25 protein-coding genes and 1 tRNA gene are annotated in these 26475 nt (G+C 53.6%); 13 read left to right on the top strand and 13 right to left on the bottom strand.

From position 1 onward, the window contains the following. A partial coding sequence (locus DW088_RS13355; protein ID WP_147356575.1) for an S-layer homology domain-containing protein occupies positions 1-227 on the bottom strand: 227 nt, incomplete at its 3' end. 299 nt (positions 228-526) lie between these two features. Here DW088_RS13355 and DW088_RS13350 point away from each other — a divergent pair. Further along, entirely contained in the window at positions 527-3481 is a 2955-nt protein-coding gene (locus DW088_RS13350; RefSeq protein ID WP_158574702.1) for an S-layer homology domain-containing protein, read from the top strand. Positions 3482-3597: 116 nt separating this feature from the next. Here DW088_RS13350 and DW088_RS13345 read toward each other — a convergent pair whose 3' ends face one another. Both DW088_RS13345 and DW088_RS15690 read right to left on the bottom strand, forming a co-directional pair. Then, a complete protein-coding gene (locus DW088_RS13345) occupies positions 3598-6459 on the bottom strand; it encodes an S-layer homology domain-containing protein (protein WP_158574701.1) in 2862 nt (953 codons plus the stop codon). A 74-nt stretch (positions 6460-6533) separates the two neighbouring features. Next, on the bottom strand, positions 6534-6875 hold the full coding sequence (locus tag DW088_RS15690) for an S-layer homology domain-containing protein (protein WP_147356574.1): 342 nt from the start codon (positions 6873-6875) through the stop codon (positions 6534-6536). Positions 6876-7232: 357 nt separating this feature from the next. On the opposite strand from DW088_RS15690, the gene DW088_RS13340 reads away from it, so the two are divergent. Beyond that, positions 7233-7463 carry a hypothetical protein gene (locus DW088_RS13340; protein ID WP_147356573.1) on the top strand — a complete coding sequence of 77 codons (231 nt, stop codon included), beginning with the start codon at positions 7233-7235 and terminating at the stop codon, positions 7461-7463. A gap of 15 nt (positions 7464-7478) precedes the next feature. Then, positions 7479-8072, top strand: a complete 594-nt coding sequence (locus DW088_RS13335; RefSeq protein ID WP_118361270.1) for a stalk domain-containing protein — start codon at positions 7479-7481, stop codon at positions 8070-8072. 45 nt (positions 8073-8117) lie between these two features. Here the strand turns inward: DW088_RS13335 and DW088_RS13330 are convergent, their stop codons facing one another. Further along, entirely contained in the window at positions 8118-9491 is a 1374-nt protein-coding gene (locus tag DW088_RS13330; protein WP_118361268.1) for an S-layer homology domain-containing protein, read from the bottom strand. A 376-nt stretch (positions 9492-9867) separates the two neighbouring features. On the opposite strand from DW088_RS13330, the gene DW088_RS13325 reads away from it, so the two are divergent. Continuing rightward, positions 9868-9954 (top strand) — tRNA-Leu (locus DW088_RS13325). Between the two features lie 51 nt (positions 9955-10005). On the opposite strand, the gene DW088_RS13320 is transcribed toward DW088_RS13325, so the two are convergent. Further along, positions 10006-11280, bottom strand: a complete 1275-nt coding sequence (locus DW088_RS13320; RefSeq protein WP_118361266.1) for a dicarboxylate/amino acid:cation symporter — start codon at positions 11278-11280, stop codon at positions 10006-10008. Then, entirely contained in the window at positions 11277-12140 is an 864-nt protein-coding gene (rfbD, locus tag DW088_RS13315; RefSeq protein WP_118361264.1) for a dTDP-4-dehydrorhamnose reductase, read from the bottom strand. Before rfbD ends, DW088_RS13320 begins: the two co-directional genes overlap by 4 nt. Before the next feature lie 253 nt (positions 12141-12393). On the opposite strand from rfbD, the gene DW088_RS15935 reads away from it, so the two are divergent. From DW088_RS15935 to nagA, 8 genes are all read left to right on the top strand, one after another. After that, complete coding sequence (locus DW088_RS15935; protein WP_158574700.1) at positions 12394-12549, top strand: hypothetical protein; 156 nt, start codon at positions 12394-12396, stop codon at positions 12547-12549. Between the two features lie 133 nt (positions 12550-12682). Next, a complete protein-coding gene (locus DW088_RS13310) occupies positions 12683-13453 on the top strand; it encodes a copper homeostasis protein CutC (RefSeq protein ID WP_118361262.1) in 771 nt (256 codons plus the stop codon). After that, positions 13450-14295, top strand: a complete 846-nt coding sequence (gene licT / locus DW088_RS13305; protein ID WP_118361260.1) for a BglG family transcription antiterminator LicT — start codon at positions 13450-13452, stop codon at positions 14293-14295. Before DW088_RS13310 ends, licT begins: the two co-directional genes overlap by 4 nt. 370 nt (positions 14296-14665) lie before the next feature. Beyond that, a complete protein-coding gene (locus tag DW088_RS13300) occupies positions 14666-15157 on the top strand; it encodes a PTS sugar transporter subunit IIA (RefSeq protein WP_118361258.1) in 492 nt (163 codons plus the stop codon). A gap of 20 nt (positions 15158-15177) precedes the next feature. Further along, complete coding sequence (locus DW088_RS13295; RefSeq protein ID WP_117752199.1) at positions 15178-15435, top strand: HPr family phosphocarrier protein; 258 nt, start codon at positions 15178-15180, stop codon at positions 15433-15435. 123 nt (positions 15436-15558) lie between these two features. Beyond that, the gene (locus tag DW088_RS13290) at positions 15559-17058 is read left to right on the top strand and encodes a PTS transporter subunit EIIC (RefSeq protein ID WP_118361256.1); all 1500 of its coding nucleotides are present in this window, start codon (positions 15559-15561) and stop codon (positions 17056-17058) included. A 118-nt stretch (positions 17059-17176) separates the two neighbouring features. Then, entirely contained in the window at positions 17177-17914 is a 738-nt protein-coding gene (nagB, locus tag DW088_RS13285) for a glucosamine-6-phosphate deaminase (protein ID WP_118361254.1), read from the top strand. Positions 17915-17929: 15 nt separating this feature from the next. Then, positions 17930-19042: an N-acetylglucosamine-6-phosphate deacetylase gene (nagA, locus tag DW088_RS13280; protein ID WP_118361252.1), complete on the top strand. Its 1113-nt coding sequence runs from the start codon at positions 17930-17932 to the stop codon at positions 19040-19042. Between the two features lie 100 nt (positions 19043-19142). Here the strand turns inward: nagA and DW088_RS13275 are convergent, their stop codons facing one another. The 7 genes from DW088_RS13275 to gap form a co-directional block, all read right to left on the bottom strand. Next, a complete protein-coding gene (locus tag DW088_RS13275) occupies positions 19143-19301 on the bottom strand; it encodes a binding-protein-dependent transport permease (RefSeq protein ID WP_117490033.1) in 159 nt (52 codons plus the stop codon). Positions 19302-19367: 66 nt separating this feature from the next. After that, positions 19368-19946, bottom strand: a complete 579-nt coding sequence (locus DW088_RS13270) for a flavin reductase family protein (protein WP_117490031.1) — start codon at positions 19944-19946, stop codon at positions 19368-19370. Positions 19947-20002: 56 nt separating this feature from the next. Next, complete coding sequence (locus DW088_RS13265; RefSeq protein WP_118361250.1) at positions 20003-21193, bottom strand: AfsR/SARP family transcriptional regulator; 1191 nt, start codon at positions 21191-21193, stop codon at positions 20003-20005. 529 nt (positions 21194-21722) lie between these two features. After that, entirely contained in the window at positions 21723-22526 is an 804-nt protein-coding gene (locus DW088_RS13260) for a zinc-ribbon domain-containing protein (RefSeq protein WP_118361248.1), read from the bottom strand. 39 nt (positions 22527-22565) lie between these two features. Further along, positions 22566-23342, bottom strand: a complete 777-nt coding sequence (locus DW088_RS13255) for a sulfite exporter TauE/SafE family protein (protein WP_118361246.1) — start codon at positions 23340-23342, stop codon at positions 22566-22568. Between the two features lies 1 nt (position 23343). Next, on the bottom strand, positions 23344-23778 hold the full coding sequence (locus DW088_RS13250; RefSeq protein ID WP_118361244.1) for a MarR family winged helix-turn-helix transcriptional regulator: 435 nt from the start codon (positions 23776-23778) through the stop codon (positions 23344-23346). A gap of 164 nt (positions 23779-23942) precedes the next feature. Beyond that, positions 23943-24971, bottom strand: coding sequence for a type I glyceraldehyde-3-phosphate dehydrogenase (gap, locus tag DW088_RS13245; protein WP_118361243.1), 1029 nt, complete (start codon positions 24969-24971; stop codon positions 23943-23945). Between the two features lie 392 nt (positions 24972-25363). Here gap and DW088_RS13240 point away from each other — a divergent pair, with 392 nt between their 5' ends. Continuing rightward, the gene (locus DW088_RS13240) at positions 25364-26443 is read left to right on the top strand and encodes a sensor histidine kinase (protein WP_158574699.1); all 1080 of its coding nucleotides are present in this window, start codon (positions 25364-25366) and stop codon (positions 26441-26443) included. Positions 26444-26475 lie beyond the last annotated feature (32 nt).

The raw sequence follows: 26475 nt of genomic DNA, 5'->3' as shown, positions 1-26475 counted from the left end.
GTGCGCAGAACGTAGATCATCTTCGCCATCTCCGCACGGGTTACGGTACCGTTCGGCTTGAAAGAGCCATCGTCGTAGCCGTTAACTACGCCCAGCGATACCAGAGTGTCCACAACTTCGGTGTCAACCTTAATGTCGGCCGAATCCGTGAACGCTGCACCAGCAAACATGGTGAATGCGCAAGCAAACGCCAGTACCAGTGCAAGAACCTTTTTGAGATTCTTCATAGGGGTTTTCCTCCTTAAAATTTTTTGTACGAGTTCTCACTCGTCGTTAAGTATATTACCATAGTCAAACCCATGGGTCAAGCGAAGTTCGCAATCCGTAACATGAGTGTAACATTACTTGTAATATTACGCTGTCTGGCTTTGGGCCAGATCGCAAACCGGCTCTGTACAACGCGGGTTATACCTTATATAATATAGGTGCTTGTTTGCGATTGGGATTGGCGGACAGATTGTATCCATAAAATGTAACTCATTTGCAGAAAACGTTTCTTTGAAATGTTACATATTGGATGGATTTTTTGAAATTTCACCCGCGTTTTTCGGGTAATCGCGACTCCGGAGAGAATCTCAAAAAGGTTCTTGCACTGGTACTGGCGTTTGCTTGCGCATTCACCATGTTTGCTGGTGCAGCGTTCACGGATCAGGCCGACATCAAGGCTACTGACGCTGTGGACACTCTGGTTGCTCTGGGCGTTGTAGAGGGCTTTGAAGATGGCTCTTTCCAGCCGAACGCAACCGTAACTCGTGCGCAGATGGCGAAGATGATCTACGTTCTGCGTACCGGTAAGTCCGATGCTTCGGCTTACAACGACGACAAGACCTCTTTCACCGATATTGGCTCCCACTGGGCACGCGGCTACATCAAGTACTGCCAGTCCCTGGGCATTATCGCTGGTAAGAGCAACACCATCTTTGCTCCGAATGCTAACGTAACTGCACAGGAAGCTGCTAAGATGCTGCTCGTAACCCTCGGCTACAACGCTGAGAAGGCTGGCCTGACCGGCGCAGGCTGGGCTGCAAAGACCAACGCACTGGCTGACGAGAACGGCCTGCTGGACGATGTAAACACCTCGTTCACCTCTGCTTGCCCGCGTCAGTACGCTGCACAGCTGATCTACAACGCTATCAACGCAGCTACTGTTGTATGGCGTGACGATGCTTACACCAACATGGCGCTGACCGGTACTGACTACCTGCCGACCGTTGGCGAGAAGTACATGGGCCTGATCCGTACCTCTGTTACCGTTTACGGCGACAAGGCACGCAACGACAGCCTGAAGGACGGCGAGCTTGAAGTTGTTCTGAACAAGAAAACCTCTGAGGCTGGCGACGCAGATGAGCACAAGATCGTTACCTACTCTGTAAGCGACATCACCTCCAAGATTGGTCAGTCCGTTGAGCTGCTCTGGAAGGAGAGCAAGGACACCAAGAACAATCTGGACAAGAACGACAAGATCTACGGTATGTATAATACCCGCGATACCTCTGTTGTTGAAGCTACCGTAGCTGACATTGATGATGATTTCACCGATGCTAACAAGGTTAAGATCAACGGCACCAAGTACGAGTTCGCTTCCGGCGCTGAGCTGTACACCAACCTTGACTCCGGCGTAACTGCTGACAAGGCTTCCGTTGAGGCTCTGATCAAGACCGCTCCGAAGAAGACCGGCGACAAGATCCGCGTTCTGCTGAACGACAGCAACAAGATCACCGCTGTTTATCTGACCACTTCTGACCTGTACAAGGTTACCGCTGTTTCCGGCAAGAAGGTTTCCATCGCTGGTATCGGCACTGTTGATACTTCCGAGAACAACTCCACCGTTTACGACGGCGTTAAGAAGGACGACGTTGTTGTTGTAACCAAGCTGTACAAGTCCGCTGTTGCTGACGCTACCTTCGTAATCGAGAAGGCTGTTTCCGTAACCGGCAAGCTGACCGGCTACACTGGCACCAAGTCCGTTAAGGTTGACGGCACTTCCTACCCGCAGTACGCTAAGGCTGCATTCAAGACCAACCTGACCGACGATTCCGTATCTGCTCTGCAGTCCGGTGACGTTGACGACGAAGTTACCGTTTACCTCGTAAACGGCTACGCTCGTGCAATTCAGAAGAACTCTGACGATATGAATCAGTACGCTGTTGTTACCGACGTTAACGACGGCAAGCTGGATTCCAACTTCAGCGAGCCGAAGGCTGAACTGCTGTTCGCAGACGGCTCCAAGAAGACCGTAGTTCTGCACAAGGATTCTGTTCTGTATGCTGACGCAAACAGCAACCACAACGGCGCTGCTAAGCTGGCAACCGGTGTTGACATCAGCACTGCACTGGCAAAGGGCGAACTGGTTAAGTATGCTGAGCGCTCCAATGGTCAGTACAAGATCGAGGAAATCGCTCACGCAGATTCCCACTACCAGACTTACACTGGCGACTTCTACAAGAAGGACACCAAGGCTCTGATGGGTACCGTAACTGCTGGCGACTGCCCGCTGTTCTACACCAATGCTTCCGGCGAGTACAAGGTATCCAATGTTCGTTCTCTGAACGATATCACTCTGTCCTCCAAGCAGGTTGACTACATCGTTAAGGACGGTAAGGTTGTAGCTGCATTTGCTAATATGACCGCTCGTCCGAACGGCGCTGCTGGCGACACCAAGTACGGTATCATCACCACCGATGGCACCACTACCACCAAGGATGGCGATCCGTACACCATGTACACCATCTGGACCGGTGAGGAGACCGTTGTTTACGTTGACGGCGACCAGAACGGTCTGGCAAAGGGCAAGCTGGTATCCTTCGATCCGTCTGCTGATCAGACCTACACGCAGGATTCTAACGGCACCAAGGACTTCACCATTCTGGACGGCTCTGCAATCGGTAAGGGCGTAAAGATCGCTGTAACCGATTACAGCGAGTCTGACAAGACCATCACCTTCGCTAACGGCCTGAAGGTTGAGGGCAACGCTTACGTTGAGATCTCCAAGACCACCAAGGCTCTGGATGATGACGCACAGATCGTTTACATCGACGCTGACAACAACAAGGCTGGCGATTCCGGCGTTGGTATCACCGAGTTCGACGGTACCACTGGTTACGCTAACGCTCTGATCGTATACGATGGCAACAACGCAAGCAACAAGATCGTTGCAGTTATCGTAAACACCAACAGCGATGTTGATGTTATGGGTCAGAAGAATGTTGCAGCTACCAAGTATTCTGTAGCTGCTCCGAGCGTTACTGGTACTACCACTGGCATTACCGCAACCGCTGACAAGACCACCGCTCTGGAAGGTGAGACTGTTACGGTTACCGTTAAGCTGGACGCTACTGCTACCGCTACTAAGGTAACTGTTTCCGGCACCAACGCTACCGTTACTCCGGCAGGTGCAACCACCGTTGCAGCAGGCAACACCTACACCTTCACGGTTGTAGTTGGCGCTTCTGCTCCGGCAATCACTGTAACTGCTGCTTAAGTTTTAGTTTCCTCTAAAACTTGCAGGCAAAAGAAACCCCCGAGAACAATTGTTCTCGGGGGTTTTGATTTTGCCGTTCAGCGATCAAACAGCCTGTTTACACAAGCGGAGTTTGATTAAGCAACTACGGAGTAGTCAACAACGTCGCCGTTCTGAGCGATTACGCGGATGGTATCGCCAACAGCCAGGTTGCCGGTGGTCTTGCCAACTACGAATACAGAACCAGCATTAACTGCCTGTACGCCGTAGGTAGCACCATTAGCTACGAATACGCTAGTTACCGGAACAGCAGTTGCGGTGTTCAGCTTAACAACACGGTTAGTGTCGTCAACAGTGATTGCAGCAGCGCCGCCCTGGGTGGTGATCTTAACGTCATCCTCGGAAGCATTGCACTCGAGGTTGTTCTGAGTGTCAACCAGGATGAACTCAACTTCGTTGTCAGAGTTTACAACAGCGTAAGCGTTCTTTACGAAGTAACCGTGAACCTCGTTAGCCTCGGTGATAGAACCAGCGGTAGCACCAGTCTTAGCATCGGTATCAACGAACATCTGAACAGTGTCAGAGGTCAGGTCGTAGTCAGTGCCGTTCAGAGAAACGTACTTCTTGCCAGCCTTAAAACCGGTTACTGCAACAGCGCCCAGATAGTTGTCAGAGCCAGCGTTCTTAACAACGTTCAGCGGACGAACCTCAGAAACCAGACCGTTGCCGGTGGTCTTGTAGGATACCGGAGTCTTCTTGTTGAATGCAGAAGTGATCTTCTGGCTAGAAGCATTGGTGTAGTTCTTAACAGCAGTGCCGTCGTCTACATCGGTCTTAGCAGTGAATGCAGAGATAGCATTGTTGAACTCGTAGTAAGAGTCGGCCTTTACGGAAACCTCAGAAGAACCGTTCCAGATGGTCATGGAAACGTAGTAGTCGTCGCCATCCTTAACCAGAGAGGAGTCTGCGGTTACGAAGCCGTACTCAACATCGCCGGAGCTCGGAGCTGCGGTGGAGGAACTCATAACAACAACGCCTACGTTAGCGTAAACGATGCCGCCGTCCTTCTTACCGTACAGAGTGGTAGAAGTAGAAGCCAGAGCAGTGATGTTCTTCCAAGTGCCCAGTGCCTTGCCGGTGATAACCTTAGCGTCGTCGCCGTTGCCCGGTACTACGAAGATAGCAGCGGAGTCAGCGAAACGCATGGTACCAGTTGCCGTGGTACCATTAGCGGTAACACTACCAGTAGCCTTGCCATCATCGATCTTAGAGATAGAAGCGATAGTAGCATCGTACTTAGAAGTATCGATAGCCTTCAGCTTGTAGTCGCCGTTGGACTTGGTGGTAAAGGTGTACAGGGTATTGATAGCCGCCTGAATGGAACCGGAATTGGTTACATCCTTGTAGCCGTTGCCGTCCAGCTTATCCAGCTGAGCAACAGTGATCTGCTTCTCGGTGCCGTCAGCGAACAGAGCCTTAACCTTCTGAGTGCCCTTGTCAACACCAGCGTCCTGAGCGTTGTCAGCCTTAGTGATCAGAATAACCTTGTCGTTGGAGATAGCGTCGTCGCCCTGCTCGGAGTGATAAACGAAGCCGTTTACTACTGCCAGAGTGAAGGTGTCGTTCAGGGAGTAGGTGTCCTCGATGTCAGCGCCGGTAGCCTGCTTGTACCAGGTGCCGTTGATCTTAACATCGGTGCCCTTGATCGCCTCAACCTTGCCGGTTACGGTCTCAGCCTTGGTGATGTTGTACTTGCCGTCCTTGGTAGCTGCCTTATCGATGATAGCTACATAGTCGTCCTTCTTGATGCCGTCAGCGATGTTCTCGTCAGCATACTTGTAGGACTTGCCGGCGGTAATGGAGTTGGAACCAGCGTAGGTTACCTTAACAACAGACGGAGCAAAAACGGTCAGTACGTCGTACTTGTCATCGTCGTTGTTGTCAACCAGAGAGAAGGTAGCTGCGGTGTCCTTGTACTGATCAGCAGCATCAGCCAGAGCAACGTTCTTCTTAACGCCGTTTACAGTTACCAGAGTGGTAGCTGCAACGTCGTACTCGGTGCCGTCGAACTTAACCTTGGTAGCGGTCTTCTTCTCCAGGTCGGTGGAGTTGCCAGCCAGAACGTTGTTGTCGTCGGTAGCAAATACGCCGTAAACCTTGGACTTGTCGCCGTCCTTGTACAGAACCTTGACAACCTGACCCAGCAGAGCGGTGTAGTCCTTAGCAACCTTGGTAAAGGTTACGTCAGCTGCATAGTCGTAAGCAGTCTCGGTAACGCCAGCAGCGTTGGTGGTCAGAACGTTTACGCCCAGGCTGTCTTCCTTAGCGGTGGACTGACCGTTGATGCCGGTCTTACCGGAAGCAACCAGAACGCCTTCGGTCTTGGACAGACCCATGTACTTCTCGCCAACGGTCTTGTTCGGGATACCCAGAGCACTCTCGTCAGTGTAAGCACCGTCGCGCAGAACAACGGTCTCAGCGTCGATTGCATTGTAGATCAGCTGTGCAGCGTACTGACGCGGGCAAGCGGAAGTGAAGGAAGTGTTAACGTCCTCCAGCAGGCCGTTCTCGTCAGCCAGTGCGTTGGTCTTGGATGCCCAGTTAGCACCGGTCAGACCAGCCTTAGTTGCATCGTAGCCGAGGGTTACGAGCAGCATCTTAGCAGCTTCCTGAGCGGTTACCTTGTCGTTCGGGCAGAACTTGGTGTTGCTCTTACCAGCAATGATGCCCAGAGACTGGCAGTACTTGATGTAGCCGCGAGCCCAGTGGGAGCCAATGTCTGTGAAAGAGGACTTGTCGTCGTTGTACGCCGAAGCGTCAGAGTTACCAGTGCGCAGAACGTAGATCATCTTTGCCATCTGAGCACGGGTTACAGTACCGTTCGGCTGGAAGGAGCCGTCTTCGAAACCTTCGATTACGCCCAGCGATACCAGAGTGTCCACTACGTCAGACTTAACCTTAATGTCGGCCTGATCCGTGAACGCTGCACCAGCGAACATGGTGAATGCACAAGCAAACGCCAGTACCAGTGCAAGAACCTTTTTGAGATTCGCGGAAAAATCGCAAAAAGACTTTAAACACCTGAAAATGCCGGAAAATAGACGGTGCATGCAACAATTTCGCAAAAGCAAAACCGCTGCATACATCCATAAACTGGATATTTGTGGCGGAATATGTACCGAAAAATCAACAGAAAAAATAATTTTAATATTGATTCACAGCCTGAAACCGCTCGTTCCACCGTTACAACAGCCTGCTCTTGCGTATACCCATCCTTAGGACGGAACCGGTTATTCTCCTTGCCCGGCATAATGCCGATCTCGCGCATCGCATACACGCTGCTGCGTGCCCAATCGCCAAGCTGGGTATCATCGGCGTTTGGTTTATCGCTTACAGCACCGACTCCCGCCGCCATGCTGCCCGCGATCAGCGCGGCTGCACACAAATAACGCCGTTTTTCATAAAAAATATCTCATGCCTGTGAAGTTCTTCACTTACTATAACCGTTAGACGGGGAAAGCGTGACAAGGTTCTCTCAAAAAACTTATTTTCGTGTCACAGTTGACAGGGACAGAAGGGTTATATACTATATATTGTATATAAATTTATTTGGCAAGGGGATAGGGAGCATGAAAAAACGAATGGTTATGCTGTCCGTGCTCGTGCTGTGCGGCTGTATGCTGATGCAGGTACCGCATCGCTCGGCATCGTCACCGGCTGCGAGAATGGCACGTTTCAGCTGACGCGCGAGCTTCCGCGTAAGGAGGCAGCAGTGATTCTGCACCGACTGTACAACGTGCTGTACGGCACGGTTTCGAGCGGAAATTCTGCGAAAATCTACGCCGACAACGGCAGTATCGGCCTTTGGGCGAAGGATTCGGTTTACGCGATGCAGCGGGGCGGCATCCTGCAGGGCAAGAGCGGCAGCAAATTCTGCCCGCAGGATGGCTGCACCATCGAGCAGGCGCTCGTCATTATGCTGCACATGACGCAGAAGACGTAATCAGGGAGGAAAATCATGCGTATTGTGAAAAAATACTGGCTGCCGCTGCTGGCGCTTGTGCTTGCGATTGGACTGGCGGCCTGGCGAATCGGCTATCTGGAGCGGACGAACACGTCGCTCAGCATAGAAATCGGCAGCAGGGAAGCCCTGCAGAACGGAGAGCCGATCACGCTGGAGAATCCGGTTGTTCTGTACAAAAACGAGCCATATATCCCACTTTACGAGGTTGTAGAGCGTCTCGGCGGTACGACAGACGGCAAAACCTACATACTGCACGGTGCTGAGACCGCTGTCTCCGGCGTGGAACGAAATGGCGTATTGTACACGCCGTTTTCGTACCTATGGGATAGTCATATTCCGCAGATACGGTGGGATAAGAGCCGTAATCGCGTTATCATCACCGAGGCACCGGATGAAATTCCACTGACCCGCCGGTGGCTGTTCTGGCGGCACAAAACCGTGCGCGGACTGCGTGTCGGAGACAGCGAAGCACGGTTCCTCGATCTGTACGGCTCACTTGACGCACGGGACGAAATGATGATTGACTTGCTGCATGTCACCATCGAAAACGGTGTCGTCACCGAGATTTCCATGGGACGTTATGAGTAAGCAAAAAGGACTTCGTAAAAACGAAGTCCTTTTTGGTATGGCTGGTTATTTGATGATTTGATACATGCGCTCGATGGTCACAATGGACTGCTCTGCGGTGTAGCCGTCGGTTGGGCAGAACCGATTATTTTCCTTGCCCTGCATGATGCCGGTCTGGCGCATGGCGTAAACGCTGCCGCGTGCCCAGTCCCCAAGCTGTGCATCATCGGCGTAGGCAGGGTCGGTAATCAACTCGGTCTGGCCGCCGAGTGCTGCGTACAGGCGGTCGAGCATGGTGGCCGCCTCCTGGCGGGAGATGGTCTTGTACGGACGGAAGGTGCCGTCCTCGTAGCCGGTGACAATGCCGAGTGCGGCGGCATTGTTCACGTTCGGGTCGTCCCTGCAGTCGGTGAACTTGGTTTCCAGAGCCGGAATCTCCTTGTTGGGATAAATCTTGTTGTACAGGTTCATCGCCAGCATGGTGAAGTTTTCGCGGGTAATGTCCAGCTTGGGATAGGAGAACGACTCGGTGAGACCGTGCTCTTCTGCGGCAGCTACTTCGGTCTTGGCCCAGCTGCTGTACTCCTTGACGTTTGCGGGCAGCAGGGTTTCGCCGCCCTTGCCATCCAGCAGATAAGATTTTGTGCCTCTGCTGCGTGTGCCGATAAAGTGCTGATCGTACCAGAAAATCTGGTTAAAATCATGCTTGCCGACAAATTTTCCGGTTTTCGGGTCGAACAGACCGCAGGTGCCGTTTCCGTCCGCGCCTGCCTTGCCAACACGTTCCCACTTAGTGCTTCCAGTCTTGGCGATGAAGAAATCAGCGTACCAGTCCGGTACCATGTCGATGTCGTCGAGGATGATGTTCATGTCTTTGTCAGCCAGAGCAAAGAAGGTGACATCCTCAACCAGTGTAGCCGGACCATCGGCAGAATGCGAATCATATACTGGCTTTTTCACGTTTTTGTAGAGTATGAACACATTGCTGTTCGGCTCATACGTTGCAAGCTCATAACCGGACGGCAGCTTCATCGGCGTCAGCTTGCCGGTTTCATCGGCGAACCAGTAGCTGGGGTGATGATCCGCATCGTACTGGCTAACCAGTGTTTCCGTGCCGCCAAGCGGAATATAATAATCGTACTCCACCGGAACGACCAGCTTTCCGGTCGTTTTGTCCAGAATACCATACTTGTGTGTGCTGTTAGCTGTTAGGTTAACCAAATACTGTTTCGCGTTGAGGTTCGAGAGGATAATCTCACAGTTTTCACCGGTAAAGCCGAGCGTTTTCACCTGACCGTAATCCTTGATCTCCTGCAGTACCTTAGTCATAGCCGATTGCAGCGTATCCTGTGCCGAACTGGACAGTTCCGCCGCCTGTGCCGAGAACAGCAATGCACCGCTTACCACAACACCGAGTAACGCCTTCTGAAACCGTTTCATATTTTTCCTCCTTTTCACTGTTAATGCTTATACTCTCTATCCTGTATATGACAATAACAAATGCCATCGACAGCACGGCTGCTGCTGCGGTGGGGGAATTGCCATATATTAGCTTAGACGTTTGTTCCGTATGGTTTGTTCCGCATGTTTCAAAAATTTTTTCTCTGACATCGAATTGGTACGTCAAATGCATAGCCGGAACGGCATGAAAAGCGTATCGTATGCTCATTTCTGCACAGGAGAACTATTATATTTATTGTATCGCTTTTTCTGAAAAACCGCAATAGGAAAGCAGCAGAGGCGGGATTGAAAAAACCTCAAACCGGCGGCGCGCATGGTTTGACAGACCGAATCCATTCTGGTATAATATTTACACGCCGCCATGGCGGAACTGGTAGACGCAGGGGACTTAAAATCCCCCGGAGTTAAACCCGTGCCGGTTCGATTCCGGCTGGCGGCACCAGAAAACCCCCGTATTTCTTACGAAATACGGGGGTTTTCCTGTCAGTTTGATTTAATTTTTGTTAAATACAGACTTATCCAGTGCGCCGTCCTGATGCGCCACGATCGTGGTGCAGACAGCGTCGCCGGTGATATTAACGGCAGTACGCGCCATATCGAGGATACGGTCGATACCCATGATCAGGCCGATACCGGCAACCGGCAGACCGACCGAATCGAATACCATTGCCAGCGTAACCAGACCAACCGACGGCACGCCTGCGGTACCGATGGAGGCGAGCGTTGCGGTTGCAATAACGGTCAGATAATCCGCAGGGGTCAGCTGGATGCCGAACGCCTGTGCAACGAATACAACGGCAACACCCTGCATAATGGACGTACCATCCATGTTGATGGTCGCGCCGAGCGGGATGGTGAAGGACGAAATACGGCGGTTAACGCCGATTTTTTCCTCCAGCGTGTCGATATTCATCGGGATAGTGGCGTTAGAGGTTGCGGTCGAGAACGCAAAGCCCATAACCGGAGCGAATTTCTTGAGGAAACGCAGCGGATTGAGTCTTGTAAGCAGCGCCAGCAGAATCTGGTATACGCCGCAGCACTGGATGAACAGCGCCAGCAGCACCGCGCCCATGTACTTGAACATCGGCACCATCGCGGAGAAACCAAGACCGGCAAAGGTCTTAGAGATCAGGCAGAATACGCCGATCGGCGCAAGACCCATGACCATCATGGTCATTTCCATCATAATATCGTTGCCCTGCTGGAAGAAGTTCGTTACCAGCTGGGTCTTATCCTGCAGCTTGGCGAGGATAACGCCGACGATCAGTGCAAACACGATAACCTGCAGCATTTCGCCGTTGGCCAGTGCGCCGATCGGGTTTTTGGGGATGATGTTCAGCAGGGTTTCCGCAAAGCTGACCGAATCCGAAGAAGCGGCGACTTCGGCGGTCTGGATCTGCGACATATCCAGACCCATGCCCGGCTTGATCAGAAGACCGATACCGAGTGCAACGGCAACCGCCATCATCGTGGTGAAAATGTAAAAGCCGATGATCTTTACGCCGACCTTACCGAGCGTTTTACTGTCGCCGATGGCGGTAGCACCGCAGATCAGCGAGCAGAATACCAGCGGTACGACCAGCATCTGCATCAGGCGGATAAAGCCCTGACCGACAACATAAAAAATGCCGTTTACCAGTACGTTCTGCACAAAATCCACATCAGCTGCGAACATGTTGAGCGCAATGCCGACGATTGCACCGGCGATCAGCGCGATGAAGATCCTTGTAGTCAGACCGATTTTCTTTTTCTCTTTTACTTCATTCATTTATTTACTCCCGTCTGCCGGTGGGACATGTATGCGCTCAGTGCGTCATGCCAGTCCGGCATTTGATACAAACCAGTGATGCGCAGCATCATATTGTCCAGCAGCGTAAAGCGCGGGCGCAGCGCAGTGTTCTCGGAGGCCGAGGTGACCGGCACGTTTCCCTTGCCGGCGAGACGCAGAATTTCGCGGGCGTACTCTGCACGGGAGCACGAGCCGTCGCACGATGCGTGAAACAGGCCGTACTCGCGGCTGTGCATCAGGCAGTCGATAAAGCCGGCGAGCGCTTTCGCCGAGGTCGGGGAGGAAATCTCATCCTCCGGCAGATGGACCGCGCCTTCCTTTGCCGCCGTATCGAGCACGCGGTCAACAAAGTCGTACGAGCCGACGCCGTACAGCCACGACGAACGCACGATAACATGCTTGTCGGTCAGTTCGCGCACGAGCTTTTCACCGGCGTACTTGCTCTTGCCGTACATCGTGGTCGGATGGGGATCGTCAAACTCACAGAAAGCCTTGGCCTCGTCGCCGCCGAATACGTCGTCGGTCGAGATCTGAATGAATTTTGCGTCGATGCGTCTTGCAGCGGTCGCCAGATTGCGGGCGCCGATGGCGTTGATCTTATACGCTTCTTCGGGGTTCTCCTCGCAGGCCTGCACGTCGGTCAGGCCGGCACAGTTAATGATGACATCCGGATGGTTGATATCGGCAAAACGGCCGACAACGGATACATCCTCAACCGGTACATCGCGGTCGCTGGTTACCAGCTTATATGCTGTGTTGCCGCCGAAACGATGACTAAGCGCGGAACCCAGTCTGCCGCTTGCTCCCGCGATCCAAACGCGGGTCGTAATACTGTTCATAAAACACCTCTCCTGTTGGCTCGGTGCAGCGGAACTGCTCCGGCGCGCATTACCCATTTTATGGGCTGTATATTCAGTATAGCACAAAATTGTTAAAAAAACAACAAAATATGCGGTCTATTTGCATAAGTATGCTCGAGTTCCTGCAAACTATCCGATTTGTGCAAAACTTGCTTGCATTTTTATACAAACTGACAAGACAGCTCAGCCGAAGAAAAGAAACAGCCAAAAGCGCGGAGAATTTTTTGGGAATATGGACGCAAATATCTGTCAGCGCTATGATGTCCGTACACCGATCAACGGTATCCGCGGCATGGTCGAGATCAGCCGCCATTATGCGGAAAATGCTGTAGATCACCTCTCTGCATACGAAGCGGGGAGATGGTTTATTTTATATGAAAACATCTGATTTTTATTGTGCAGAATGCTGTAAAAACCTGCGTTGACCTATGTGGTTTTCGGTGATATAATTAACGGATAACAGTGTGGATTGAATCACATAATTTGCCAAGCGTTATTTTGTCTCGAAGGAGGAGCAGGAAATGAAACCGGTTCTGGAGGTTTGTGTCCACTCGGTCGAGTCTGCGGTAAGCGCGGAGCGCGGCGGTGCTATGCGGCTGGAGTTATGCGCCAATTTAATGATCGGCGGTACTTCACCGGATGAGGATCTGTTCCGCATGGTGCGGGAACGGGTTTCCGTACCGGTTCGTGTGCTGCTGCGTCCGCGCTGCGGCGATTTTTTGTATACGGAAAGCGAATTTGAGCTGCTCTGCCGTCAGGTGAAGCGCTTTGCCGCGCTCGGAGCGGACGGCATTGTCATCGGCGTGCTCACGCCCGAGGGCGATCTTGATGAGGAACGTATGGCCAAACTGATTTCGCTTGCAGGCGGCTGCGGTGTGACGCTGCACCGTGCGTTCGATGTCTGCCGCGACCCGTTTGCGGCACTGGAAACCGCAAAGCGGCTGGGTGTGGATACCATTTTGACCTCAGGGCAGCAGGCGGACTGCACCGCAGGCGCGGATCTGCTGCGCGCGCTGGTTGCAAAAGCAGGAGAGGACGTGCAGATTCTGGTCGGTGCAGGCGTAAACGCCGATGTTATTCGCGATTTGCAGCCGAAAACAGGCGCGAATGCCTTCCATCTTTCCGCAAAGCGGGTGGAAAACAGCAGAATGCAGTTCCGGCGAGAAAATGTGCCGATGGGGCTGCCTGGACTGAGCGAATTCAGTTTGTGGCAGTGCGACGAAAATGCAGTCCGTGCGGCGCGTGAAGCGTTTGATGCGTGCTGCGGTGCGGGTCAGGAGGCGCGGACGTGAAAATAGAAAAGGTACTCAACAACAATGTTGTGGTCGCGCTGGATGAAAACGGTGCGGAGACTGTGCTTATGGGGCGCGGTCTGGGCTTCGGCCGCCGCGAAGGTGACGAAGCACCGCCGGACAAGGTGGAAAAGCGGTTCACGCTGCACTCGGATCAGCTTTCCGACCGGTTCCAGCAGCTGATAACAAGCATTCCGCTGCCGCATTTCCTGATGAGCGAACGCATTATCAACCATGCGAAGATCGCGCTCGGCAAGGAGCTGTCGGACAGCATTTACGTTACGCTGCCCGATCATATCTCGGCGGCTGTCAACCGCTACAAGGAGGGCATTGTGCTGCCCAATCCGCTGCTGTGGGACATCCGGCAGCTGTACAAGGATGAATTCCGCGTGGGACTCAAGGCGAATGAAATCGTCAAGGAGGAGACCGGCGTGGAGTTTACGGATGATGAGGCAGCGTTTATCGCGCTGCACTTTGTCAATGCACAGCTCGGCGGTGAAATCCGCGATATTTACGACATGACCTATCTGCTGCAGGCGGTTTTTCGTATCGTCTGTGACGAATACGGTTTTTGTCCGGACAGTGAATCGCTCAATTACTACCGGTTCGTCACGCACCTCAAGTTCTACGCGCGGCGTATCGTCAGCGGAGAAGGCTACGGCGACGAGGACGGCGATCTGCTCGATGTGGTGCGGTTCAAGTATCCGAAGGCGTATGCCTGTGCGGACAAGATTCGCGCGTACGTCCAGAGGGAGAAAAATTTCCATTCCGGACAGAATGAGCTGCTGTATCTCACCATCCACATCGCCCGTGTGATGGAGCACATTGATGATAAAAAATAATCACGGAGTCCGTGCTGTACAAGCAGTACGGACTTGTTTTTTGTGCAAAGTGCAGAAAAACAACGAGAAAATTTGGTAACTAATTCGACAGGTTGCTCTTGCCAAGGCGAGAAAAGTTTGTTATACTGCAATTAACAAGTAAACAGTATCCGTTTGAAATGGATTGTTACCGCTTCGGCGGGCAAAACCAGATTTCTCGCAGAAGTTGCTATCAAAGAGCAAGTTGTATCTGTGCAGAAGTTTGGTTCTTTTTATTTTCTGTATGTTTTCGGACAAAACAGGCATACTTAAGGCAACACCGCACAATTTACTCGCAAATCACTCGTGTTCAATCATGCGGTATTGCCGAATCAAAAAGGTTGTGAGCTAAATGTTTGGTAAACTGAAAAATCTGTTTGGCGGCGACAGCGGCATCGAGATAACGGCGCCGGTTGCCGGCAAGGTGGTAGCACTGGAGGACGTACCCGATCCCACGTTCGCACAGGGCATTCTCGGCCCGGGCATTGCGATCGAGCCGGCCGAAGGACGCATCGTTGCTCCGGCGGACGGCACGGTGGATGTGATGTTTGAGACCGGCCACGCCGTTTCCATGACGACGGCGGACGGCGCGGAGCTGCTCATCCATGTCGGCATCGACACCGTACAGCTTGAGGGAAAGCACTACAAAGCCTGCTGCAAGGCCGGTGATCAGGTCAGCAAGGGCGACACGCTGATCGAATTTGACCCGGCGGCCATCAAGGCTGAGGGCTATCAGATCGTAACGCCCATCCTCGTGTGCAACCCGGATGCGTTCACTGTGGAGCCCGCCGCGAGCGGCGCGGTCGCCGCAGGCGATGCACTGCTGACACTGAAGAAAAAGTAACGGAAAGGGAGTATTCTTTCATGAAAACCATTGAATATACCATCAAGGATGCACTGGGTATCCACGCTCGGCCGGCCGGACTGCTGGTCAAGGAGGCAGGCAAGTTTGCCTCGAAAATCATGATCGCCAGCCCGAAAAAGGAAGTCGATGCCAAGCGCATCATGGGCGTGATGGGTCTGGGCGTCAAGTGCGGCGATACCATCAAGCTCACCATCGAGGGTGAGGACGAGGAGACCGCTGCAGCTGCAATGCAGGCGTTCCTCGAGAGTAATTTGTAAGGATTTCATTTCGCTGGGTGTGAACGGCGATGAAATAGGGGGACGGAGACGGAGTTCGGCTCTCCCATCCGTCAACACAATCGGCCGCTTCGGCGGTCCACAAAATAAGGAGGGGAAACTCTTATGATGAAAAAACTGCAAAAGCTGGGCAAGGCCTTGATGCTGCCGGTAGCTGCGCTGCCGATCTGCGGTATCCTGATGGGTCTCGGCTACGCGATCGCTCCGGGCGTTATGGGCGTGCCGGGTGCGGCAACGAGCGGTGCACTGTATAACATCGGCTTCCTGTTGATAAAGGCAGGCGGCGCGCTGATTGACAATATGGCATGGCTGTTTGTCATCGGTGTTGCAGTCGGACTATCCGACGACCGCGAGGGTACCTCGGCACTGGCCGGTCTGGTATCCTGGCTGATGATGACCAACCTGCTGAGCACCGGCGTTGTTACCACGCTGATGCCCGCAATCGCGGATGATCCGGTAAAAACGCTGGCATTTGACAAGATCCAGAACGTATTTATCGCTATCATCGCCGGTATCATCGGCGCAAGCTGCTATAACCGCTTCAAAAACGCGAAGCTCCCGGACTGGCTGGCATTCTTCAGCGGCAAGCGCTGCGTTGCCATCGTAACCGGTCTGGTTTCCATCGCGGTATCCGTTGTCCTGCTGTTCGTATGGCCTGTCATCTTCAGCGCGCTGGTAGCTGTTGGCGAAGGCATCATCGGCATGGACGGTATCGGCGCCGGCATCTATGCATTCCTTAACCGTCTGCTCATCCCGACCGGCCTGCACCACGCGCTGAACAATGTATTCTGGTTTGACACCATCGGCCTCGGAGACCTGCAGAACTACTGGGCCGGCTTTCAGACCGGCGATGTCGGCATCACCGGCAATGTCATTGGCTGGAGCCTCGGCATGTATATGTCCGGCTTCTTCCCCTGCATGATGTTCGGTGTTGCCGGTGCGGCTCTCGCGATGATCAAGGCGGCCAAGAACAAAAAGGCTGCTATCGGTCTGGTCCTGTCCGCTGCCATCTGTGCATTCATCTGCGGCGTTACCGAGCCGTTTGAGTTCGGCTTCATGTTCCTGTGCTTCCCGCTGTATGTTGTTTATGCTGCTCTGTACGGCATTTTCGCCATTATCACCTACTATGTCGGCTTCCGTGCAGGCTTCTGCTTCTCCGCAGGCGCGACCGACCTCGTATTCTCGTCCTTCCTGCCGGCAGCGAACAACACGCTGATGATCATCCCGCTGGGTATCGCAGCATTCGTTGTATTCTATCTGGTATTCTACTTTGCGATCACCAAGTTCAACCTCAAGACCCCGGGCCGTGAGGATGAAGAAGCCGACTTCGCAGAGGTTGACAAGAATGCCAAGCTGGCAAATAACGACTTCACCGCAATCGCAGCTGCAGTCCTCGAAGGTCTGGGCGGCAAGGAAAATGTAGAATCTCTGGATAACTGCATTACCCGTCTGCGTCTGGAAGTCAAGGACGGCACGCTCGTCAACGAGAAGAAGATCAAGGCTGCAGGCGTGGCTGGCGTAATGCGTCCGTCGCAGACCGCAGTTCAGGTTATCATTGGCACCAAGGTCCAGTTCGTAGCCGACGAAATGGCAAAGATGCTGTAAAATCTACGCAACCAAACCTATCTTGTTTGCATATCAAGAAATTGCGCTCCGCGCAATGGAAAGGGCGGGCACATTGCCTGCCCTTTCTATTTCCGGAGACAGAAGAAAGAGGTATTCCATGAAAATCATTCGCGCTAAGGATTATAACGACATGAGCCGCAAGGCAGCTAACATCATCTCGGCACAGGTTATTCTCAAACCGGATTCCGTACTCGGTCTGGCGACCGGTTCGTCGCCGATCGGCATTTACGAGCAGCTGATTAAATGGTATAACAAGGGTGATGTGGATTTCGGCGGCTGCACGACCTTCAATCTGGACGAATACCGCGGCCTGACACCCGATCACGAACAGAGCTATCACTATTTCATGCACAAAAACTTCTTCGACGCGGTGAATGTGCCGGCAGAGCGCATCAACCTGCCGGACGGCGCACAGCTTGACGCCGAGCGGGAGTGTAAGCGCTACGATGCAGCCATTAAGGCGGCGGGCGGCATTGACCTGCAGCTGCTCGGCATGGGCCTGAACGGACACATCGGCTTCAACGAGCCGGACGAGTATTTCTCCAAGGGTACGCACTGTGTAAATCTGACCGAGTCCACCATCGAGGCAAACAAACGCTTTTTCGCCTCGGCGGATGACGTGCCGCGGCAGGCGTACACCATGGGCGTGCAGACCATCATGCTGGCACGGCGCATCGTGCTGGTGGTTTCGGGCGAAAACAAGGCGGAAACCGTCCGCGAAGCGTTCTTCGGCCCGGTAACACCTCAGGTTCCGGCATCCATCCTGCAGCTGCACACCGATGTTTCCATCGTAGCGGACGAGGCGGCACTGTCTAAGTGCGGCGATTTGCTCTAAAAAGGAAGAGAAGTTATGGAATTTAGCAATTTGAGGGTATATCAGCCGGATGGCACGTTCAAAACTGGCGGGCTGTCCATCTCGGACGACCGGATTGCATCCGCGGAGGTGAGCGCGGATGCGGTGGATATGGGCGGTCTGTATGCCGTGCCCGGATTGGTCGATCTGCACTTTCACGGCTGCATGGGCCGCGATTTCTGCGACGGCACGCATGAGGCTATCTCTACACTGGCAAAGTATCAGGCACAGATCGGCGTGGCCGCCATTTGTCCGGCGACTATGACCTATCCCGAGGACAAGCTGACGCAGATTGCCGAAGCCGCCGCAACCTATCAGGTGGAGAGCAATGACGCGGCACTTGTGGGCATCAACATGGAAGGCCCGTTCATCTCCGAGGCGAAAAAGGGTGCGCAGAACGGCGCTTATCTGCATGCGCCGGACGCGGCCATGTTCCGCCGGGTGCAGGAAAAAGCCGGCGGTCTGTTCAAGCTGTGCGATCTGGCACCTGAGCTGCCCGGTTCGATGGAGACCATTGACGAGCTGGCAGGCGAGGTGCGTATCTCGATTGCGCATACGACAGCGGATTACGACACCGCCTGCGAAGCCTTCAAGCACGGAGCCCGGCAGGTGACCCACCTGTACAACGCCATGCCGCCGTTTTCTCATCGGGCACCGGGCGTCATCGGTGCGGCCTTTGACAACGATAACGTGGCGGTTGAACTCATCGCGGACGGCGTGCATGTGCATCCGTCGGTCGTTCGCGCGACGTTCCGGCTGTTTGAGAACCGCGTGATCCTGATTTCGGACAGCATGATGGCCACCGGACTGGATGACGGCGAGTATTCGCTCGGCGGACAGGCGGTTACCGTGCGCGGCAACCTCGCCACACTGCACGACGGCACGATTGCGGGTTCCGCAACCAACCTGATGGACTGCGTGCGCTCGACGGTCAAGATGGGCGTTCCGTTCGGTCAGGCGATTCGGTCCGCGTCTACTAATCCGGCGCGCGCTATCGGCGTTGAGCACGATTACGGCTCGCTCGAGCCGGGCAAGCTGGCGAATGTGCTCCTGCTGGATGAGGAGCTGAACATTCACACGATTCTGCTGCGCGGCAGAATGATGGGCTGAACAGCGATTTGATAAAGAAATGAAATGAAAAGAACCGGCATCGAAAGATGCCGGTTTTGCGTTGTTTTGGGTTGCATGGTGCGGAAAACTGGAAGTCGTCTTACTTCTTGTCATTGAAGTAGATGATAAAAGCACCCATTACTGCAATAGCAATGAGCAATCCAAACTCATACCAATTACCTAAAAGTTCAACTCCTACGACCGTACCTAAATAACCAACAATCAATGTAACGATTGCTGCCAAAATCGCTTTACCCATATAATCACACTCCTTTGTCAAATTTCGATTTAATATTTCAGCCAATAGTATGCAGTTGAAAACGCCTTACTTCTTCCGCTTTTTCTTCTTCTGCACACTGTATCCGAATTTGCCGAGATATTTGCCGAGCGCAAAATACTCGCCGTGGGAGTACATGATAAGGTTGGCATCATTGATATGGAACCGGTCGTTTTCGTCCAGATATTCGTCATCAACCGTCACGCCGACTACCTCGGCAATGAACATGGTATGGCTGCCGAGTGCGCGGCTCTCGGTCACGCGGCAGGCGATGTTGACCGGGCTTTCCGCGATAGCGGGTGCGCTGACATGCTCGACCGGCATGGGCGTCAGACCGGTTTTCGCAAATTTGTCTACATCACGGCCGCTGACAACGCCGCAGTAGTCGCAGGCGCGCGCCAGTTTCTCGGTGGTGAGATTGATGACAAATTCACCGGTTTTCTCGATAATATCGTAAGAATACCGCGACGGACGGACCGAAATCGACACCATCGGCGGGTTGGTGCAGATCGTACCGGCCCACGCTACCGTGATGATGTTGGGACGGTGCGCTTCATCGGCAACGCTGACCATCACCGCCGGAACGGGATTGAGCATATTGCCAGGCTTCCAGCTTTGTTTACCCATGTTTATCTCCTTTATTGTGCGCGGGATAGACGGCACGCAGTTTTTTGAAGGTCTGATTACGTCAGCGGCTGCACCGTATAGCGGAGCCGTGCGGGCGAGTGCGGATACCGACGGTAAAACGCGCTTACCAGTCGGTCGGCAACCATGCGGCTGTTTTCGTAATTCGCCTGCGGCAGCAGGATGATATACTGCGAAATGCTGCATCGAGCAATCACATCGCCGCGGCGCAGATTGTTCTGGACAAGCACTTGCAGATTGTTCATTGCGGGGTCCAGACTGCGGCGTGCAAGCATTTCGCCGTCCTTGCCGGAGACCGACAGCAGGCAGATATTCGCTGAATGGCCGTTTCGCGCGATCGAACGGGCTTCGGAACGGTACAGAATCTTGAAAAAGTCGTATTCGCATACCATGGCGCCGCCGTGCGGCGCAGGCTCCGCAAGCTGAGAGCAAACCTCGTCCATGGTCAGTGTGCGGTCGTTTACGGTGCGTGTTGCCTGACGATACAGTGTGCGCAGCGTCTCGGACGGCATAACGCCGAAATGCGCAAACAGCAGCTCGCTCATTTCCTCGTAGACCGACATAGTGCCCTTCATATCGCCGGTGCGGAGCAGACCACGCATGAGGTGCTCATACAGGTCCTCCTGATACGGCTCAATATGAATCGCCTGATGGCACAGCGCAACGGCTTCGGCGGTGCGTTCCTGCTTTTCAAGCAGTTCGATCGCCCCGGCTGCCGCACGGGTGTACAGGCTGTGATAGTAGGCCACGATTGGAATGGTCCAGATTTCATCGGTCATGCGCGGCAGCGGATCGCCGGCATACAGCGCCAGTGCAGCCTGATACTCTGCCAGACGGACATCGTCATCTTCGGCAGCTTCGGCGGCATGAAAATGCGCCTCAAAGTCCTCAATATCGAGAGAAAGCGGTATAACGTTGTTCCAGAAGTATCGTCCTGCTTTGCGGCGGATGAGCAGGCGGCCAAGTCCCGGCTGCAGTTTATCCAGCGCGGTACGAATGCGGTGAAAGATTGATTTGAGCGCATTTCCGGGATCTGCGCTTTTCTCGCCGTTGCTCCAGTATAGATGGATCAGCTCCTCCTGAGCGAACGAGCGGCCGTGGTTATACAGCATATAGGCCAACAGTGACCATACCCGGCGGGAACGGTCGTCGCTGTCGGAAATGGTGCGGTCGCCGTATCGAAGGGTAAACTGCCCGAGCATCTGCACTTGTAATGTAGGTCCGTTCATCTTTGCTCCCTACCTTTGTATGATGTGTTCGCAGATTGACGCGCATGACCGATTACAAAGTCATACGGCATATATTAAAAATATACCACGAAACCGGCAAAAATGCAAACCGGAGAACAGGGAACAGCGGAGTTCCTGCAGGTGCAGTCGCAGATTTGAGGGAGAACTGCTGTTGAGAAGAGAGCGCATAAAATAACATAGTATATGGATTGATTCTGAGGAAAATACGAAAATGCAGCATGATTTACACTAAAAAGAACGCACGTTCTTTATTGAATGTTCAATTCACTCTGTACGGATAGGAGCAAGGGCAGGGTAGCAGGCTTGCAGACAATACGCTCTGCTTGGGCGCCGACCGGAACAATATGGACAGCCATCCCCGTGAATCCGCTTGCTGATGGAACTCTGTCAGACATGTCCCTTCTCGCATCGCCACTCATGGCCTTTTCACATTTCCACCCCAATTTCTTATGGGATTGCCCTGCTATCTCACTGGGCAAAGCGGCAAATTCTTTGTGGGGTGCCAGATTCAAATAAGCGCAGGCTCTGGCAGCCTCACCAAGCCGCATCGCGTCCCAGTTCTCGGATGACAGATGGGGCATCTGCTTTTTCGGGAATTGGTGCGGGAACAGATGGCTGCTTTCCAAACATGTCCTTCCGAACAGATCCAGTATACTTTTTTTTCAGAGCCGGGCACTACATCATAAGGTGTCAGAGGGGAATTTAACGCAGAATGCCACGCCGCGGCAATTTCCGGCCGGAGCACTGCCAGGCAGTTTTTCTCATACGCCTGAAGATTGGCACAGAACGGACAGTTGGAACGGCGCTTGGTCCGGTTAGCGATCGTTGCTTGATACTCTTGCTGACATTTTGGACAGTGCCACCAAACTTTTCGAGGTGAACCGCTGAATACAGTATCAGGCTTGTCGGCGTTGCGGGTGCTCCACTCCAACGCGATTGCAGGATATTCTACCGCCAGAGTGCGTTTCTTTCGCTCATGAAAATACATTTGATTAATTGTATATTGATCCCGCCGGTGATGAAAATCGAGCGGCTGTAAATCAAGATAGCAAAATACAGAGGCGATCATTTGGTCAAGATGCCTGTCCTGCTCATCAAACCGATACAGAATTTTCGTCTTCTGCAATACAACCGGCTCAGCCAGCTCCCGGCTGTCACAGATTCGAAGCACTTGATATCTCGCATCTCGCAGGGCGCGGTCTTTCCGTTCTGCCCTCTCTCTGGCCACCAGACTGCTGTGATAATAGTACCCATCATGTTCCAGCACCAATTTGTGTTCAGGCAAAAAAATATCCATATTCTCAATTTTCAACTGAAAAACCCCTTTCCGACAGAGCGGAAAGGGGTTTGTTTATGCGATTTTGGAGAATAACATAACAGCAAGGCCGAGCACGACAAGAATCACGCCGGTGGCGCGGTTGAGCGTTTTCGGGCTGGCCTTATTGGCGAACACGGCAGCGATGCGTGCCCACACGAGCGTGAAGATCACGCACAGAGTCCAGATCAGCGGGTCAGGCATTCCGCCAATGGCGAAGTGCGAGGCCGCGCCTGTGAGCGCTGTGAACGTCATAATGAACACGCTGGTGCCGACGGCGGTTTTCAGCTCGTAGCCGAGCACCGAGGTCAGGATGAGCAGCATCATCATGCCGCCGCCCGCGCCGATGAAGCCGCAGATAAACCCGATCAGCACGCCGCAGACAATGGACTGCACAGCTCGTTTGCGCGCGGACACGTTCATCATCGCCTCTTTGGTGGTCATGACCGGACGGACGATGAACTTCACGCCGAGCAGGAACGTCATAAACACCGAGAAGCTGCCCATCGTTCGCGAGGGGAGCAGGCTGGCGATATAGCTGCCGACCACGGTGAATACAAGCACGCTGAGCATTATCAGCAGGCCGTTTTTGACATCCAGATTTTTGTTTTTGCCGTAGGTATAGGCCGAAACGGCGCTCGCCAGTACGTCAGATGAGAGCGCGATGCCGACCGCCATATACGGGTCCATGTGCAGAAAGGTGATGAGAATGGGGCTGATAACGGCGGCGGCGCTCATGCCCGCGAAGCCGGTGCCGAGGCCAGCGCCCATGCCGGCGAAAAACGTGACGAGCACGGTGAAAAGCATCGTCATATCAGCGCACCTCCTGCAAGAGCTGGTCGAGATTGCGGTCGATGACACCGACGGCATCGCCAAACGCCTGCCGCTGTTCATCACTCATGCCGGAGAGCAGACGGTCGATGAACTGCGCCTGCAATGCGCGGCCGCGGTCGATGATGGGAAGCGCCTTGTCGGTACATATCAGACGGGTCTTGCGGCGGTCGCTGGGGATGCTCTCGCGGCGCAGATAGCCCTCCTCGACCAGCCGGTTGACGTTGACTGATACGAGGTTCGCCTTGATCCGGCGCAGCTCCACGATGTCGCTGGCGGTGTCATGGCCGGGGTTGTTGGCAAGGAACAGCAGGATGTCAAACGCCGTCTGTGTCAGCTTGAGTTCGCGGCACAGCGAGTGACACAGCGCACTGTATGCCAGATCGGTCTTGTGCGCAAATTCCATGTATGGATTCATGAAAACACCTCTTCAAAAATAGATAGTCTAAATTTGAAGTAATTATAACACGAGACAGCGAACGTGTCAATCACATATCAGCAGAAACAAAAAGAGATAAAAAATACCCTTATTCCGAAGAATAAGGGTATTTCTATTCACTGTATTACGCCAGTGGGCAACAATTACTTGTTGTCAACCTCTGCCATGTGCTCGATGAGCATCAGCAGCTTGTTGGAGTAGCCCCACTCGTTGTCGTACCAGGAAACAACCTTTACGAAGGTGTCGGTCAGGTAAACGCCAGCGTTAGCGTCGAAAATGGAGGTGCGCTCGTCGCCCAGGAAGTCAGAAGATACAACAGCATCCTCGGTGTAGCCCAGAACGCCCTTCAGGCCGCCCTCAGACAGCGGCTTCTCGGAAGCAGCCTTCATAGCAGCGCAGATGTCTTCCTTGGTAGCCGGCTTAGCCAGGTTAGCAGTCAGGTCAACAACGGAAACGTCCAGGGTCGGTACACGCATGGAGATACCGGTCAGCTTGCCGTTCAGCTTCGGGTAAACCTTGCCTACAGCCTTTGCAGCGCCAGTGGTGGACGGGATGATGTTGCCGCAAGCAGCACGGCCGCCGCGCCAGTCCTTCTTGGACGGGCCGTCAACAACCTTCTGAGTGCCGGTTGCAGAGTGTACGGTGGTCATCAGGCCCTCGGTGATGCCGAATGCCTCGTCCAGTACCTTAGCGATCGGAGCCAGGCAGTTGGTGGTGCAGGATGCGTTGGATACGAAGGTCATATCCTTGGTGTAAGTGTCCTGGTTAACGCCCATTACGAACATCGGGGTGTCGTCCTTGGACGGAGCAGACATGATAACCTTCTTAGCACCGCCGTCGATGTGAGCCTGTGCCTTCTCCTTGGTCAGGAATACGCCGGTAGACTCTACAACGTAGTCAGCGCCAACCTTGCCCCACGGAATGTTCTTCGGGTCCATCTCTGCAAAGAACAGAACCTTCTTGCCATCAACGGTGATGGAGTTGTCATCATACTCGATGGTGCCGTCGTAACGACCGTGCATGGTGTCATACTTGAGCATGTATGCCATGTAGTCCGGAGTCATGAACGGATCGTTTACCGCTACGAACTCAATGTTCGGGTTCTTCAGACCAGCGCGGAAAACCATACGGCCGATACGGCCAAAACCATTGATACCTACTTTGATACCCATTTTACAGTGTTCCTCCTAAATGTTTTGATGAAGTTCTCTGTTGATGTTTTTATTATACACTAAATGCGCAGTTTGCCGCAAGGTGTAATATTTGTGATTTTTTTGTCATTCCGACCGGTATTTTTGTATAATTTTCTTTGCAATGACAGTAGCGGCAGTGGTATAATAAACACATCGTACAAAATATGGGGATTCGGTTTGTATAATCCCCCGATTTTCGGGATGAGAAAAGCACAGCGCACGCCGTGCTGTTTTTTCACATCCGCGAAGACAGAGATTAGTATGCCAAATACCGCGCAGCATATACCGGACGCAGGAAAACACGATCGAGAATGACAGCAGCTTTCCCACAGTACAAAGGTAAAATTACACGGTGTTTTGGGAGGATAATGATGGAAGACACATTTTTTTCGCAGCTGGACGGCAACGCAGTCCGCGAGCTGCTGCTGCGCACCGAGCTGCGGCATGCGGCGCTGTTCGCGGTGAGCGATACGCTGCGTATTGAGCGGTGCAGCGACGCGGCACAGCAGCTTTCCGGTCTGCACCCGATGGAGGAGTTGGATCCGTTCCTGAGCGGCAGCACGCGGAATATACTGCTCCGGTGCATAAATACACAGTCTGCCTGCACCGCAGAGGAGGACATCGACGGAACGGTCTACACGGTCGAAATGATCCCGCACCGCGGCGGTGCACTGCTGGCGTATCTGCGGCGCGACCGTGCCGCCTATGACGGCAGCCTGCGGGTCATTCAGGACAAAAGCTCGCGTTATCTGGGCGCTTTGATGGCCGAGGCCGAGCAGGTGGAGGATCCTGCACTGGCAGACGGGCTGCGGCGACAGTGCATGCGGCTGTACCGGTTGCTGACGCACTCGGATTTACTGCACGACCCTCTGCTGACCGAGCAGCTTTCTCTGCGGCGCTGCGACCTGTCAGCGCTCTGCCTCGATGCCGTACAGCAGGCTGAGACGCATGCGCCTGCGGGCAGTGCAAAATTCATCGTACAGGTGCCGGAGCACGCAGACGCGCTCATTGACACGAGACTGGTGCGTACGGCAATCTATAACCTGCTGACAAATGCGCTGCGCGTAACACCGGAGGACGGTGAAATCACGGTTTCGCTGACCGATACGCGGGATTTTGTGACGATTGCGGTTGCCGATACCGGTCCGGGACTGGACCCTGCGAAGTTCGATGACCTGCTTTCCGGCTGGCGGCGCACCACCTCGATGGACGATTACCGGGCGCTCGTGCGCGGCGGCACACCGCTTGGTCTTGGCCTGCCGCTCGTCAATCAAATCGCGCAGGCGCACGGCGGACGGCTGCTGCTCACGCAGAGAGAGGGCGGCGGCAGCGTGCTGCACCTGTGTCTGGCGCATTTGCCGCATACGCTCGAGGATGACCTGTTCCGCGCACCGACCATCATCGAGGACGGCTATACCGTCGAAGAAATTGAATTTTCCATCATGGAATGAAATAAAACAGCCTCAGAGGCGTGCAAAAATCA

It is taken from the genome of Butyricicoccus sp. AM05-1 (genome assembly GCF_003474415.1).
Classification (GTDB): Bacteria; Bacillota; Clostridia; order Oscillospirales; family Butyricicoccaceae; genus Agathobaculum; species Agathobaculum butyriciproducens.
This window is presented reverse-complemented; position numbering and strand designations above follow the sequence as displayed.

Bases quoted from the DNA above. Each gene is read 5' to 3' on its own strand.
- DW088_RS13345 (WP_158574701.1), bottom strand. From the start codon at position 6,459: ATGTTCGCTGGTGCAGCGTTCACGGATCAGGCCGACATTAAGGTTAAG.
- DW088_RS15690 (WP_147356574.1), bottom strand. From the start codon at position 6,875: ATGGCGGCGGGAGTCGGTGCTGTAAGCGATAAACCAAACGCCGATGAT.
- DW088_RS13335 (WP_118361270.1), top strand. From the start codon at position 7,479: ATGCGTATTGTGAAAAAATACTGGCTGCCGCTGCTGGCGCTTGTGCTT.
- DW088_RS13330 (WP_118361268.1), bottom strand. From the start codon at position 9,491: ATGAAACGGTTTCAGAAGGCGTTACTCGGTGTTGTGGTAAGCGGTGCA.
- DW088_RS13320 (WP_118361266.1), bottom strand. From the start codon at position 11,280: ATGAATGAAGTAAAAGAGAAAAAGAAAATCGGTCTGACTACAAGGATC.
- rfbD (WP_118361264.1), bottom strand. From the start codon at position 12,140: ATGAACAGTATTACGACCCGCGTTTGGATCGCGGGAGCAAGCGGCAGA.
- DW088_RS15935 (WP_158574700.1), top strand. From the start codon at position 12,394: ATGGACGCAAATATCTGTCAGCGCTATGATGTCCGTACACCGATCAAC.
- DW088_RS13310 (WP_118361262.1), top strand. From the start codon at position 12,683: ATGAAACCGGTTCTGGAGGTTTGTGTCCACTCGGTCGAGTCTGCGGTA.
- DW088_RS13300 (WP_118361258.1), top strand. From the start codon at position 14,666: ATGTTTGGTAAACTGAAAAATCTGTTTGGCGGCGACAGCGGCATCGAG.
- DW088_RS13295 (WP_117752199.1), top strand. From the start codon at position 15,178: ATGAAAACCATTGAATATACCATCAAGGATGCACTGGGTATCCACGCT.
- DW088_RS13290 (WP_118361256.1), top strand. From the start codon at position 15,559: ATGATGAAAAAACTGCAAAAGCTGGGCAAGGCCTTGATGCTGCCGGTA.
- nagB (WP_118361254.1), top strand. From the start codon at position 17,177: ATGAAAATCATTCGCGCTAAGGATTATAACGACATGAGCCGCAAGGCA.
- nagA (WP_118361252.1), top strand. From the start codon at position 17,930: ATGGAATTTAGCAATTTGAGGGTATATCAGCCGGATGGCACGTTCAAA.
- DW088_RS13275 (WP_117490033.1), bottom strand. From the start codon at position 19,301: ATGGGTAAAGCGATTTTGGCAGCAATCGTTACATTGATTGTTGGTTAT.
- DW088_RS13270 (WP_117490031.1), bottom strand. From the start codon at position 19,946: ATGGGTAAACAAAGCTGGAAGCCTGGCAATATGCTCAATCCCGTTCCG.
- DW088_RS13265 (WP_118361250.1), bottom strand. From the start codon at position 21,193: ATGAACGGACCTACATTACAAGTGCAGATGCTCGGGCAGTTTACCCTT.
- DW088_RS13255 (WP_118361246.1), bottom strand. From the start codon at position 23,342: ATGACGATGCTTTTCACCGTGCTCGTCACGTTTTTCGCCGGCATGGGC.
- DW088_RS13250 (WP_118361244.1), bottom strand. From the start codon at position 23,778: ATGAATCCATACATGGAATTTGCGCACAAGACCGATCTGGCATACAGT.
- gap (WP_118361243.1), bottom strand. From the start codon at position 24,971: ATGGGTATCAAAGTAGGTATCAATGGTTTTGGCCGTATCGGCCGTATG.
- DW088_RS13240 (WP_158574699.1), top strand. From the start codon at position 25,364: ATGGAAGACACATTTTTTTCGCAGCTGGACGGCAACGCAGTCCGCGAG.